11 protein-coding genes are annotated in these 13,354 nt (G+C 65.5%); 8 read left to right on the forward strand and 3 right to left on the reverse strand.

Annotation, left to right across the window (positions count from 1 at the left end):
* Positions 1-95: 95 nt before the first annotated feature.
* Positions 96-1,682, forward strand: a complete 1,587-nt coding sequence (locus tag DC347_RS04455; protein ID WP_109044567.1) for an LCP family protein — start codon at positions 96-98, stop codon at positions 1,680-1,682.
* Between the two features lie 103 nt (positions 1,683-1,785).
* Here DC347_RS04455 and DC347_RS04460 read toward each other — a convergent pair whose 3' ends face one another.
* Entirely contained in the window at positions 1,786-3,738 is a 1,953-nt protein-coding gene (locus DC347_RS04460; protein WP_109044568.1) for a M13 family metallopeptidase, read from the reverse strand.
* Positions 3,739-3,990: 252 nt separating this feature from the next.
* Here DC347_RS04460 and leuA point away from each other — a divergent pair, with 252 nt between their 5' ends.
* From leuA to DC347_RS04475, 3 genes are all read left to right on the forward strand, one after another.
* Positions 3,991-5,730 (forward strand): 2-isopropylmalate synthase, encoded by a 1,740-nt coding sequence (gene leuA / locus DC347_RS04465; RefSeq protein ID WP_109044569.1) that lies wholly within the window; start codon positions 3,991-3,993, stop codon positions 5,728-5,730.
* Positions 5,731-5,815: 85 nt separating this feature from the next.
* On the forward strand, positions 5,816-6,568 hold the full coding sequence (gene recO / locus DC347_RS04470) for a DNA repair protein RecO (RefSeq protein ID WP_018761383.1): 753 nt from the start codon (positions 5,816-5,818) through the stop codon (positions 6,566-6,568).
* Between the two features lie 2 nt (positions 6,569-6,570).
* Complete coding sequence (locus DC347_RS04475) at positions 6,571-7,419, forward strand: isoprenyl transferase (RefSeq protein WP_018761382.1); 849 nt, start codon at positions 6,571-6,573, stop codon at positions 7,417-7,419.
* Here DC347_RS04475 and DC347_RS04480 read toward each other — a convergent pair.
* On the reverse strand, positions 7,410-8,369 hold the full coding sequence (locus DC347_RS04480; protein ID WP_109044570.1) for an alpha/beta hydrolase: 960 nt from the start codon (positions 8,367-8,369) through the stop codon (positions 7,410-7,412). The two genes, DC347_RS04475 and DC347_RS04480, sit on opposite strands and share 10 nt — an antisense overlap.
* 93 nt (positions 8,370-8,462) lie before the next feature.
* Here DC347_RS04480 and DC347_RS04485 point away from each other — a divergent pair, with 93 nt between their 5' ends.
* Complete coding sequence (locus DC347_RS04485; RefSeq protein ID WP_109044571.1) at positions 8,463-9,533, forward strand: quinone-dependent dihydroorotate dehydrogenase; 1,071 nt, start codon at positions 8,463-8,465, stop codon at positions 9,531-9,533.
* A gap of 71 nt (positions 9,534-9,604) precedes the next feature.
* On the opposite strand, the gene DC347_RS04490 is transcribed toward DC347_RS04485, so the two are convergent.
* Complete coding sequence (locus DC347_RS04490; RefSeq protein ID WP_018761379.1) at positions 9,605-10,207, reverse strand: DUF3043 domain-containing protein; 603 nt, start codon at positions 10,205-10,207, stop codon at positions 9,605-9,607.
* Between the two features lie 93 nt (positions 10,208-10,300).
* Between DC347_RS04490 and DC347_RS04495 the strand changes: the two genes are divergently transcribed.
* The 3 genes from DC347_RS04495 to coxB all read left to right on the forward strand — a co-directional run bounded on the left by DC347_RS04495 (position 10,301) and on the right by coxB (position 13,344).
* Positions 10,301-11,740: a dipeptidase gene (locus DC347_RS04495; RefSeq protein ID WP_109044572.1), complete on the forward strand. Its 1,440-nt coding sequence runs from the start codon at positions 10,301-10,303 to the stop codon at positions 11,738-11,740.
* 159 nt (positions 11,741-11,899) lie between these two features.
* Positions 11,900-12,286, forward strand: coding sequence for an iron-sulfur cluster assembly accessory protein (locus DC347_RS04500; protein WP_109044573.1), 387 nt, complete (start codon positions 11,900-11,902; stop codon positions 12,284-12,286).
* Positions 12,287-12,471: 185 nt separating this feature from the next.
* Entirely contained in the window at positions 12,472-13,344 is an 873-nt protein-coding gene (gene coxB / locus DC347_RS04505) for a cytochrome c oxidase subunit II (RefSeq protein ID WP_109044574.1), read from the forward strand.
* The last annotated feature ends 10 nt before the right edge of the window (positions 13,345-13,354 follow it).

Consider the following 13,354-nt stretch of genomic DNA (forward strand, 5'->3'; position numbering starts at 1 on the left):
CAGCTCACAGGGCGCCCAATGAAGCCGTCCTGCCGCATCTCCAGACTGGACCACTAAAATGGACCGGACTTTGTACTAAGAGGAAGGTTCACCACGTGGGTCGAGGCCGCGACGAACGCGACAACGAGGCTGACCTCTCAGCCGGACCGGGACCGGTATCCCGGCACGCGGACGGCGGTGCCGCAGGGGCGGCGCGCCACCTGGGGCCGCTGCGCACCATGCCCCTCTGGCTGAAGATCCTCACCGGCGTGGTGGCCGCAGTCCTGGTGGGCGGGATCGCTTTTGCCGGCTTCTGGTTCTTCCGGCTGCAGGGCAACATTTCCAAGGCCCCACTGAACGCCGGCGGTGGCAGTACCGAATCGCCTGCCAATGATGCCACAGGCCGGATGCAGATCCTGATTCTCGGCTCGGACACCCGGGACGGGAAGAACTCCCAGTACGGGTCCGCTGACGATTCCACCGGCTATGGCAAGTCGGACGTGATGATGCTGATGGACATTTCCGAGGACAACAAGCGCGTCAACGTCATCAGCTTCCCGCGTGACCTCCTGGTCGACATCCCGCAGTGCACCGACCAGAAGACCAAAAAGGTCTACCCTGCCCGCAGTGGCGTGATGATCAATGAGGCCATGGGTGAGGCCGGCATCGGATGTGCCGTGGATACCGTCAACAAACTCACCGGCATGCAGGTGGACCACTTTATGATGGCCGACTTCAACGCCGTCAAGGAACTCTCCAACGCCGTCGGTGGCGTGGAGGTATGCATCAGCGACGCCGTCTTCGACCCCGACTCGGGGCTTCGCCTCCCCGCCGGGACATCGTCCGTCCAGGGCGAGATGGCCCTTTCCTACCTCCGGACCCGGCACGCGTTCGCCGACGGCGGCGATCTGGGCCGGATCAAGGCCCAGCAGGGGTTCCTGTCGTCGCTGACCCGCAAGATCAAGGACGAGGGGACGCTGTCCGACCCCGCCAGGATGCTCAAGATCGCTGACGTCGTCACCCAGAACCTGACAGTGGACGATGGCCTGGCCTCCGTTCCGGCCCTCCTCACCATCGGCAACCGGTTGAAGAACATCGACATCGGCAAGGTTGCGTTCGTGGCCGTGCCCACCACGCCGGCACCCACCGACCTCAACCGCCTGGTGATCGCCGAACCTGCGGGCGCCCAGCTTTTCTCCGCGCTCCGGAAGAACGTCGACCTGACCGACCCGACGGCACCCACCACCACAGCACCGGCCCCTGGCGAGTCTGCCACGCCAACGCCCTCGCCGACGGAGACAGCGGCGCCGGTACCCCCGTACAACAAGGCGATCCAGCCCGTCACCGTTGCCAATGGCAGTGGCGTCCCCGGCAGGGCGCAGGAACTTGTGCAGGCCCTGGTCAGCGGCGGCTTCGCCGCAACGTCGCAGTTCCAGGCACAGCCGGTGGCCAAGACGGCCGTTTACTACGGCCCCAACTTCGCCGACGTGGCCACCGACGTCGCCGCCCTGCTGGGCATTCCAGCCGAACAGGTAATTCCGCTGCCGGCCATCCAGGGCGTCCAGGTGTACGTGGGCAGTGACTTCACCACCGGCACTGCCTTCGGTTCCGGCGCGCCCGCGCTGCCGTCTGACATCGTCAACCAGACCGCAGGGGACAAGGTCTGCCAGCAGGCCAACCCTGCACTGATCGTCCGGCAGTAGCAGGCAGCGCTTTGCCCGGAGCAGGCGAAGGCGCCCGCAGACGAACAGCAGGCCCCGCCGGTACCGGCGGGGCCTGCTGTTTGCCCGGAATCCCGCGCGGCCGCTACCAGATGCTGACGCGGTCAGCGGCGGGCATCCACATGCCATCAGCCTCCGTCACGTCGAACGCCTCATGGAATGCGTCAAGGTTCTTGGCGATCGCGTTGGTGCGGAATTCGTTCGGGGAATGCGGGTCCGTGGCCAGGCGACGGACAGCTTCCTCCTGGCGGATGACCTGGCGCCAGCCCGCGGCCCAGGAGGCGAAGAAGCGCTGTTGCCCGGTGAAGCCGTCCAGGACCTCGGGTTCCTTACCGTCCAGGCTGATCAGGTAAGCCTTGTAGGCGATGGTGAGCCCTGCCAGGTCGCCGATGTTCTCGCCCAGCGTGAGCCTGCCGTTGACGTGGTGGCCAGGTGCCGCGGTGGGGGACAGGGCGTCATACTGCGCCACGAGCCGGGCCGTCAGGGCCTCGAATGCCTGGCGGTCCTCGTCCGTCCACCAGTTGCGGAGCGCCCCGCCGCCGTCGAACTGGGAACCCTGGTCATCGAAACCGTGGCCGATCTCGTGCCCGATCACCGCACCAATGCCGCCATAGTTGACGGCGTCGTCGGCGTCGGCCGTGAAGAAGGGCGGCTGCAGGATGGCTGCCGGGAACACAATTTCGTTCATCATCGGGTGGTAGTAGGCGTTGACCGTCTGCGGCGTCATCAGCCACTTGTTGCGGTCCACGGGTTTGCCCACTTCATCCAGGTGCCGGTCCACATCGGCGTTGTGGGCGCGCTCCACGTTGCCCAGCAGGTCATCGGGCTTGATTTCGACGGCTGAGTAGTCGATCCAGTCGTCCGGGAAGCCGATCTTGGCACGGAAGGCCGAAAGCTTGCGGAGGGCCTCCGCCTTGGTGTCCTCACCCATCCAGGCGACATCGTTGATGCTCCGGCGGTAGGCCTCGGTCAGGTTTGCCACCAGGGTCTGCATCCGGGCCTTGTGGGTTTCGGGGAAATGCCGTGCCACATAAATCTGGCCCACGGCCTCGCCCAGACCGGATTCGACCACCGCGACCCCCCGCTTCCAACGGTCCTTGTTCCGCGGGGTGCCGCTGAGCGTGGTGCCGTAGAACGCGAAGTTGGCGTCCACGAAAGGCGAGGACAAGTAGGGTGCGGCGGCGCTGACGACGCGCATCGCCAGCCATTCCTGCCACGTGGAAAGCGGCACTTCGTCCAGGAGCGCGGTGGCCCCCGAAAAGAAGTCAGGCGTGCTCACCACGATTTCGGCCCGTTTGGCCGGCTCAATCCCGGCTGCCTCAAACCAGGTACCCAAAAGCGGGAAGAGCGCAGTGGCTTCATCTGCCGTTTTCAGGTTGTAGGTCTTCTGCGGATCCCGCAGGGTGACGTTGTCCCAGTGGTGGGCGGCGAGTTTCGTTTCCAGCTGGACCACCCGGTCAGCCGCACCATTCGGATCAGCCACGCCGGCCAGTTCGAACATCTTCCCCACGTGTCCGGTGTATGCCGAGACAATGGGAGCGAACTTCTCTTCGCGGTAGTAGGACTCGTCGGGCAGGCCCAGGCCGCCCTGGCCGGTGTAGAGCAGGACCCGGTCCGGATTACCCGCGTCCGGTGCCGGGTAGATGTAGAAGAGGCCGCCGACGTCGGCGCGGAAGAGCCGGCCTGCCAGCGCCATGAGCTCTTCGACTGACGCGGTGGCGAAGACTTCGGCCAGCCGGGCCCGGATGGGTTCCAGGCCTTTGCCCTCAACAGTTGCCTCGTCCATGAAGCTGTTGTAGAGGTCGCCGATCTTCCGTTCGATCCCCGTGGCATCCGCGCCCTTGGCCGCCGCTTCCTCGATAATGTCCCGGACGGCGATCTCGGACCCGTCACGGAGGGCAGTGAACGTACCTTCCAGGGGCCGGTCGTCGGGAATCTCGGTGGCTTTCAACCAGGCGCCGTTCACATGTTGGTACAGGTCATCCTGCGGCCGGACTGTGTGATCAATGGTGGACAGATCGATCCCCGAAATGGGCACTGAAACTCCTTTTTGCTGCGACGCCGCTGCCGGGCGAACACGGAGGCGTCTGCATGCTGGACTTTACGGACGGTAGTGCCCTTTCATCTTACGCACCCGTGTTACGCTCAAAGTGTGCGTGCAGAGCTCCTTCTCCTTAGCTGCCGCGGCGAGGCCACAGACGCTATCTAGCGCACGGCCCACCCTCGCTGCGGAGTTTGTGTTGCCCGGCCACCCTTTCACTGAAGATCGATAGAAAAGGCCACGAACATCATGCGTAACGCACAAAAGCCCTCCGGAATGCCTGCCCACCGGTACACCCCGTTCCAGGACCAGATCAAGGTCGAACTGCCGGACCGCACCTGGCCGGACAAGGTCATCACCAAAGCCCCGCGCTGGTGCGCGGTGGACCTGCGCGACGGCAACCAGGCCCTGATCGATCCCATGAGCCCGGCCCGCAAGATGAAGATGTTCGACCTGCTGGTCCGCATGGGCTACAAGGAAATCGAGGTCGGTTTCCCGTCTGCGTCGCAGACGGACTTCGACTTTGTCCGCCAGCTCATTGAGGGAAACCATATTCCTGACGATGTCACCATCCAGGTCCTGACCCAGGCCCGCGAGCACCTGATCGAGCGGACCTACGAGTCCCTGGTGGGCGCCAAGCAGGCCATCGTGCACCTGTACAACTCCACGTCGGTCCTGCAGCGACGTGTGGTGTTCAACCAGGACGAGGACGGAATCCTGGACATCGCCCTGCAGGGTGCGCGGCTCTGCAAAAAGTACGAGGAAACGCTCGCTGACACGCACGTGACCTACGAGTATTCGCCGGAGTCTTTCACCGGCACGGAACTCGAGTACGCCGTCCGCGTCTGCAACGCCGTCGCCGATGTTTTCGAGGCGTCCGCCGACCGCCAGGTCATCATCAACCTCCCCGCCACGGTGGAAATGGCAACGCCCAACGTCTACGCCGACTCCATCGAGTGGATGAGCCGCCACCTGCACCCGCGCGAGGGAATCATCCTGTCCCTGCACCCGCACAACGACCGCGGCACCGGTGTCGCCGCCGCGGAGCTGGGATACATGGCCGGTGCCGACCGCATCGAAGGCTGCCTCTTCGGCAACGGCGAGCGGACCGGCAACGTGGACCTGGTGACGCTGGGCTTGAACCTGTTCGTCCAGGGGATCGATCCCATGATCGATTTCTCCAATATTGACGACGTCCGCCGGACCGTGGAGTACTGCAACCAGCTGCCCGTCCCGGAGCGGTCCCCCTACGGCGGCGACCTGGTGTTCACCGCGTTCTCCGGCTCCCACCAGGACGCCATCAAGAAGGGTTTCGAAGCCCTGGAGCGCGATGCCGCTGCGGCCGGAAAGGCCGTGGACGACTTCACCTGGCAGGTGCCGTACCTGCCGGTGGATCCCAAGGACCTGGGCCGCAGCTACGAAGCCGTGATCCGGGTCAATTCCCAGTCCGGCAAGGGTGGCGTTGCGTACCTGCTCAAGAACGAGCACAGCCTGGACCTGCCGCGCCGTGCCCAGATCGAGTTCTCCGGCGTCATCCAGCGGCGCACCGACACTGTCGGCGGGGAGGTCAGCGGGGCCCAGCTCTGGCAGATCTTCCAGGACGAGTACCTGCCCTCCGGCCAGGCGGACGGGCAGTGGGGCCGCTACTCGCTGGGTGCCGTCAAGACGGAAACAGATGACGACGGCGGCATGACGCTTCACGCCTCGCTCACCATTGATGGCGCGCAGGTCCGGCGCACCGGTACCGGCAACGGTCCGATCGCCGCGCTGCTGAGCATCCTGCACGACGACGGCGTGGACGTCCGGGTGCTGGACTACAGCGAACATGCCTTGTCCGAAGGCGGCAACGCCATGGCCGCCGCGTACGTCGAGTGCGCAGTGGGGGAGCGGGTCCTGTGGGGTGTCGGCATCGACGCCAATACCAGCATGTCGTCGCTGAAGGCGGTCATTTCGGCCGTCAACCGCGCCATCCGCGACGCCCAGGCCTGACGCCTGCGAGGTTGTGCCGCCGGTTCCGCCGGCGGCACAACCGCGTCCTGGCGACCTACGGCCGGGCAGAATGGGAAGATAGAGCGTGGTCCAACAGTCTTTTGCCTCCCGGGCGTACCGGGACGACGCCGTGGTGCTCCGCACCCACAAGCTGGGCGAGGCGGACCGGATCATCACGCTCCTGACGAAGCACCACGGGCAGGTCCGCGCGGTGGCCAAGGGCGTACGCCGCACCAGCAGCCGGTTCGGTGCCCGGCTTGAACCGTTCATGGTGGCTGACCTGCAACTCGTATCCGGACGCACCCTTGATATCGTCACCCAGGCGGTGGCCAAGGGTGCCTACGGCGGCAGCATCGCAGCGGACTACGGGCGGTACACGGTGGCCGCCGCCATGACCGAGACGGCGGAGAAGCTGACAGACGTCGACGGCGAGGCCGGCACGGCGCAGTACAACCTGCTCGTGGGTGCCCTGGCTGCGTTGAGCCGGGATGAACATGCTGCCGGCCTGATTCTGGACTCCTACCTCCTGCGTGCGTTGTCCACTGGCGGATGGGCGCCGAGCTTCACTGATTGTTCCCGCTGCGGCGCGCCGGGGCCGCATTCGGCGTTTTCGGCGCCCCTTGGCGGCATGGTGTGTGCCCGGTGCCGGCCCCCCGGTTCCCCTGCCCCGGCGCCCGAGACCGTCGGCCTGCTCGCTGCCCTGCTGACCGGTGACTGGACGACGGCGGACGCATCGTTGGCCCAGCACCGCAAGGAAGCGGCGGGCCTGGTGGCGGCGTACCTGCAATGGCATTTGGAACGAGTCCTGAAATCCCTCAAACACGTGGAGCGTACCTGACAGTGGCCCTGGGTAAGAAGAACAATGCAGCCCGCAGGCGGACCCATCCGGTAACGGCACCCTACCCGCATCCTTCAGGCGAGGTGGCGCCCAAGATCCCGGCGGAGTTCATACCCCGCCACGTGGCCATCGTGATGGACGGCAACGGCCGCTGGGCCAACCAGCGGGGCCTTCCCCGGATCGAAGGGCACAAGGCGGGGGAGCCGGCCCTCCTTGACGTCATGGCCGGTGCCATCGAACTCGGGATCGAGTACGTCAGTGTTTACGCATTCTCTACGGAAAACTGGCGCAGGTCTCCGGAAGAAGTCCGCTTCCTGATGGGATTTAACAAGGATGTGCTGCGCAGGCAGCGGAACCAGCTGGACGAGTGGGGCGTGCGGATCCGCTGGGCAGGCCGGCGGCCCCGGCTGTGGGGGTCCGTGATCCGCGAACTGGAGGAAGCCGAGGAGTTCACGGCGGCCAACAGCACCTGTAATTTGACCATGTGTGTTAATTACGGCGGCCGTGCTGAGATCACGGACGCGGTGTCGGCGATAGCCGCGGATGTGGCCGCGGGACGGCTCAAACCGGGTTCCATCACTGAACGGACCATCCAGAAGTACCTCGACGAGCCGGACCTGCCGGACGTGGATCTCTTCCTGCGCAGTTCGGGTGAGCAAAGGCTGTCCAACTTCCTGCTCTGGCAGTCCGCCTACGCCGAGTTCGTCTTCATGGACACGCTCTGGCCGGACGTGGACCGGCGCACCCTGTGGGCCGCCGTCGAAGAATATGCGCGCCGGGACCGCCGCTACGGTGGGGCTGTCGACGCCGCCGCACCGGCCGGGTCAGAAGCGGAACGGCCTCAGCCGTAAGCCCGCAGCCAGCGTGCCAGCCGCGCGTAGGCGTCGGTTCGGACCGCCTCAGGGGACAGGAAGACGTCGTGCAGCGCGCCGTCGATTCGTTCCACGGTCACCGTGGTGCCCAGGGTCAGGGCACGCGCGCCGATGATTGCCACATCCAGGACCGCATCGGTCCGCCGCATGTCCTCCGACCAGAGGAGCCCGTTGGCGCTTCCCGCGGACAGCAGCACCAGGATGGGCACCTGGATCCCCAGTCCCCGTGCCACCCGGGCGTGACCGGCGAGGACAGCCCTCAGCCAGCCGGCACGCACCGGGAACGCCATGCGTGGGCGGTACCGCTCGTCAAGCGGCCACTCGCCGTCGGCCGCACTGCTGATGGTGCGCCAGTAGTGGCCCCGCTGGGGAAGCCGGAGCACCGCCTGGGGCCGGAACCGGGCCACCGGCCCCACCATGCCTGACGCGGCGCGGCGTACCAGTGCACTCCCGTGCATCTCCAGCCAGGGGCTGTTGAGGATCAGTTGCGACACGGCGCCAGGGTGGCGGCTCGTCCAGAGTGCCGCCACCAGCCCGCCCGTGGAGTGGCCCATCAGTGCCATGGGCCCGGGCCCGCCGGCACGGGCGATGAGCCTGCACGCCTCCTGTATTTCCGCGTCATAGGCGGCCAGGTCGCCAACATAGCCGCCCGGGAAATCCGGCCGCAGGCTGCGCCCGTGGTTGTGCATGTCCAGCGCGTAGAAGTCGTACCCGGCCCGCGCCCAAAAATAGGCCAGGTCTGCGTTGAAGAAATAGTCGCTCCACCCGTGAAGGAACAGCACTGACCGTCGCGGGCCATCCGAAGCGGCCACATCGCCGGCCGGCCGGAGCCGGACCAAGGTTGCCGTCCGCTCCACGCCGTCGGCACTGGTCGCCACGAAGGAACAGGACTCGAAGTCCCCGCCCAGGATGTCCCGCTGCCAGTGCATGCCATCATGCTAATCCGGCGCTGCGGGTACGGCCGCCTGCCAGGGTGCTTCTCCGTTTTGGTGTGGGACGCCACGAGACGGGAAACTGGAGGCATGCGCGTTTATCCCACTTTCTTCAAGCTGGCTTTTTCATGGATGGACGCCGAGCGCGCCCACAAAATCGGATTCAAGGGGATCCGGCTCGCGCATGCCACAGGCGCGGGAAGGGTCCTGCAGAAGCTCACCGCTCCCGCGCCGTCACTGCGGACCACCGCGTTTGGCGTGACTTTCCCCTCGCCCTTCGGCCTTGCCGCGGGGTTCGATAAGGAAGGGCTTGGCATCGAAGCCCTCAGCGAGCTTGGATTCGGCCACGTGGAGGTGGGAACCATCACCGGCCAGGCACAGCCCGGCAATGAGAAGCCCCGGCTTTTCCGCCTGGTCCAGGAAAGGGCCGTGATCAACCGGATGGGATTCAACAACGACGGCGCCGGAGCCGTCGCGCCCCGGCTCAAGGCCGCGCGCGCAGCGCTTCAGCGCCGGTACCCGGACGTTCGTCCCGTCATCGGTGTGAACATCGGCAAAACGAAGGTGGTGGAGCTGGCCGACGCCGTGGACGACTACCTCGTCAGCGCACGCAGCCTGGCCCCCGCCGCCGACTATCTGGTGGTCAACGTCAGTTCACCCAACACTCCGGGGCTGCGGCTGCTCCAGGACGTGGAAACGCTCCGCCCGCTCCTGGTCGCCGTGGGGCAGGAAGCCGACCGGGCCGCCGGGCGGCACGTACCGCTGCTGGTGAAGATCGCCCCGGACCTGAGCGATGAGGACATCGACGACGTTGCCCGGCTTGCATTGGACCTGAAATTGGACGGCATCATCGCCACCAACACAACGATCGCCCGTACGGGGCTTTCCTCGGCGGCCGGCGACGTGGAAAAGTGCGGAGCCGGCGGACTGTCCGGGGCTCCCCTGAAACAACGCTCACTGGAGGTCTTGAAGCGGCTCAAAAACGCCACTGATGATGCGCTGGCTTTGGTGTCAGTTGGTGGCGTGGAGTCCGCCCAGGACGTCCAGGACAGGCTCGACGCAGGGGCCACTCTGGTGCAGGGATACACCGCGTTCCTGTATGAAGGACCGTTCTGGGCCGCACGGATCAACAGGCAGCTGGCGAAGCGCCGGCACCGCTGACCCTCAGCGTTAAACGCAGGAACCCCGGTGGGCTGACCACCGGGGTTCCTGCGTTTAAGTGGTCCCGCGCGTCAGGACGGGTACTGTCCGCGGCCAACCTGCGGTTTGGGCAGGCGCAGCTTGCGGAACTGCAGGGAGCGCATGGAGCCGTACCAGACGGTTCCGCGTTCCACCTCACCAAACTTCTGGGCCAGGTTCTTCCGGAGCTTGCGGGAGAGGATGAAAACGTCAACGAAGACGGCCAGGAACATCACCCAGAACGCGCCGAGCACGTAGACCATCATGTCGCTTGAGGCCGGAACCACCAAGGACACCAGGACGAAGAGCAGCGCGCCGAACATCAGGTATTCGCCGAGATTGAAGCGCGCATCCACGAAATCCCGGGCAAAACGCTTTTGCGGCCCCTTGTCCCGCAGCGGGAGGAACCTCTCATCTCCGGTGTCCAGCGCGCGGCGCATCTTCAAGCGCTGGTCCTGGACAGCCTGGCGTTCGGCGGCCTTGGACGCCTTGCGGTCCTCCGGCACCAGCGGACGCTTACGGGCAGCTTCCTGGGCCTTCCGGGTGGGGGTCGGGGCACCCTTGCCCACCGCGCTGTTCTGCCGGGCTGCCGCTTCCGCTGCCTGCTGGTCTACTGTTTCCTGCGCCGAGGGCGCTTCTTTTCTACGTCCGAACACCTGACAAGAATACCTTGCGGGAACACGCCCGCCGCCTGTCCGCCCGGCTGCAGGCAGCCTGCGGCCTAATGTGACGGGGGTAATGTTTTGGCCATGACTTCATCACCTGCGGCGACCCCGCACACCACTGCAGATACATCAGGACAGGGCGCTGCCAGCTGGACGGACGATCTCCGTTCGGCGGTGGACCGGTCCTTCGACCAGACCGTCGCCCGGCTCAAGGATCTGGTGGCCATTCCAGGCATTGCCTGGCCCAGTTTTGACCGCACCCCGCTCGAACGCAGCGCGGACGCCGTCGCCGCCCTGGTCCGTGAAGCAGGATTGCCCGAGGTCCAGGTCCTGACCGTTAACAAAGAGGACGGCACCCCCGGCGGCCCCGCCGTCGTCGCCCGCCGCCCTGCGGCGGAAGGGAAGCCGACCATCCTGCTCTACGCCCACCACGACGTCCAGCCTGTGGGTGACGAAGCCCTGTGGGAGACCGCGCCATTCACCGCCGTCGAAAAGGACGGCCGGCTGTACGGGCGCGGCGCCGCCGACGACAAAGCCGGCATCATGGCGCACATTGCCGCCTATGCCGCCGTCTCCGAGGTCTTTTCCGACTCCCTCGGACTCGGCGTGACCTTCTTCATCGAAGGCGAGGAGGAAGCCGGCTCGCCAACGTTCCGTTCCTTCCTGGAGGCCAACCGCGAACTGCTGCGCGCTGACGTCATCGTTGTTGCGGATTCCAGCAACTGGAAAGTCGGGATACCGGCGTTGACCACCAGCCTCCGCGGACTGGTTGACGGCGTCATCGAGGTCCAGGTCCTCGAACATGCCGTGCATTCGGGCATGTTCGGCGGCCCCGTCCTCGACGCACCGACCCTGCTGTCCCGCCTGATCGCCACCCTTCACGACGACGACGGGAACGTCGCCATCGAGGGGCTGGTCGCCACCGACACAGCGTCCGTCGAGATGCCCGAGGCCGACTACCGCGCCGATGCGTCGGTCCTGGACGGAGTGCGCCTCGCCGGCACCGGAAGCATCGCCTCACGGCTGTGGACCAAACCCGCGTTGTCAATCATCGGGTTCGACGCGCCCGGCGTCGATGTTGCCTCGAACACCCTGATTCCGCGGGCACGGGCCAAGTTCAGCCTCCGGCTGGCGCCGGGGCAGGCGCCGGCGGAGGCCATGGAAGCGGTGCGCCGCCACGTGGAAGCGAACGCCCCCTTCGGCGCGAAGGTGGTCTTCACGCCGGGGGAGGCCGGGAATCCATTCCGCACCGACACCTCTTCGGCCGCCGCTTCGCTGGCCATGTGGGCCCTGGGCGAGGCCTGGGGAGTTCCCGCCGTCGAAACCGGGATAGGCGGTTCCATCCCGTTCATCGCCGACCTGACGGAGGTCTACCCTGATGTGCAGATCCTGGTGACGGGTGTGGAGGACCCTGATTCCCGCGCCCACAGCGCCAACGAATCCCTGCACATCGGGGACTTCCGCAACGCCGTCCTGGCTGAAGCCTTGATGCTGGCCCGGCTCAACAGCGAAGGCCTGGCCTAGGCGGCGCTCCCAGGGAACAACCGGCAGGTTTTGACGGTTACGTCAGGAGTTAGAGCTACAGGACTGCCGCGCGTAGCATGTAGCTATAGCCCATACCGTATTTGTAGGGGCAGGCGCCGTTACGGCGACGCCGCCAGACCGTCCTAAGAAGGTAGGCCAATGAGCACCTCAACCAACGAAAACAGCACCGCCACCACCGTGGCCAGCGACGAACTGCCCGTTCACGAGGTCAACCTGACCGATGTCGCCGCCGGCAAGGTGCGCAGCCTCCTCGAGCAGGAAGGCCGCACGGACCTGCGCCTGCGCGTTGCCGTGCAGCCCGGTGGCTGCTCAGGGTTGATTTACCAGCTCTACTTCGACGAACGGCTCCTCGATGGTGACGCTGTCCGCGACTACGACGGAGTGGAAGTCGTCGTCGACAAGATGAGCGTGCCGTACCTGAGCGGTGCAAGCATCGACTTCGAGGACACCATCTCGAAGCAGGGTTTCACCATCGACAATCCGAACGCCGGCGGCTCCTGCGCCTGCGGCGATTCATTCCACTAAGCCGGTTATTTCGCCTGATGTCGGCGCCGGGCTTCCAGCCGTTTAAAACGGCACGGGGGCTCGGCGCCGACATGTGGGCGAAACGCCCGGCGGAGCGGTAAGCTCTACATCGAGTAGTAAAACTTTTTTGTGCCCGGAGCGCCGATAGCTGCCCGGACAACAGCAACAAGTAGGAAGGGCCGTCTGTGAGTTCGCAGAACCGAACCGGCAGCCGACGCAAAACGATCACCACGATCTCAAGCTTGGCTATTGCCGGCGCGTTGGTTTTGACCGGATGTTCGCCAGAGGTAGAGAAAGGGTGGATGCCCACTGAACGTGGCACCACCAGCAACACCGACCGCATCATGGACCTCTGGGTCAACTCCTGGATTGCTGCGCTCGTGGTGGGCACCATTACGTGGGGCCTGATCATCTGGTGCCTGGTCGCTTACCGGCGCCGCAAGGGAACGGTTGGCTTCCCCCGCCAGACCAGCTTCAATCTCCCGCTGGAAGTCTTCTACCTCACCATCCCGATCTTCATGGTCCTGGTGTTCTTCTACTTCACCGACCGCGACCAGCAGGCGATCGATGACCGTTCGCAGCCGGCCGACGTCGTCGTGGACGTCCGCGGCAAGCAGTGGGCCTGGGACTTCAACTACAAGTCCGGCGAGGTCATCCAGGAAGACGTGTACGAGGCCGGCGTCCAGGCCCACCTCACCGGCAACACCATTGACAAGGAACAACTCCCCACCCTGTACCTGCCGGTGAACAAGTCTGTCGACCTGGAACTCAACTCGCGCGATGTCATCCACTCCTTCTGGGTTCCAGCCTTCCTGCAGAAGCGTGACATGATTCCCGGCAAGACCAACTACATCCGCTTCACGCCCACTAAAGAGGGCACCTACGACGGCAAGTGTGCCGAGCTCTGCGGGGAGTACCACTCCGAAATGCTGTTCCGCGTCAAGGTGGTGTCTGAACCTGAGTTCCAGGCCCACATGGACGAACTTAAGGCGGCCGGCAACACTGGTCTACTCGGCAACGAGTATGACCGCAACCCAAACGTGAACGAGATGAAGTAAGGGGAGCGAC

This window comes from Pseudarthrobacter sp. AG30 (assembly GCF_003116525.1).
Classification (GTDB): domain Bacteria; phylum Actinomycetota; class Actinomycetes; order Actinomycetales; family Micrococcaceae; genus Arthrobacter.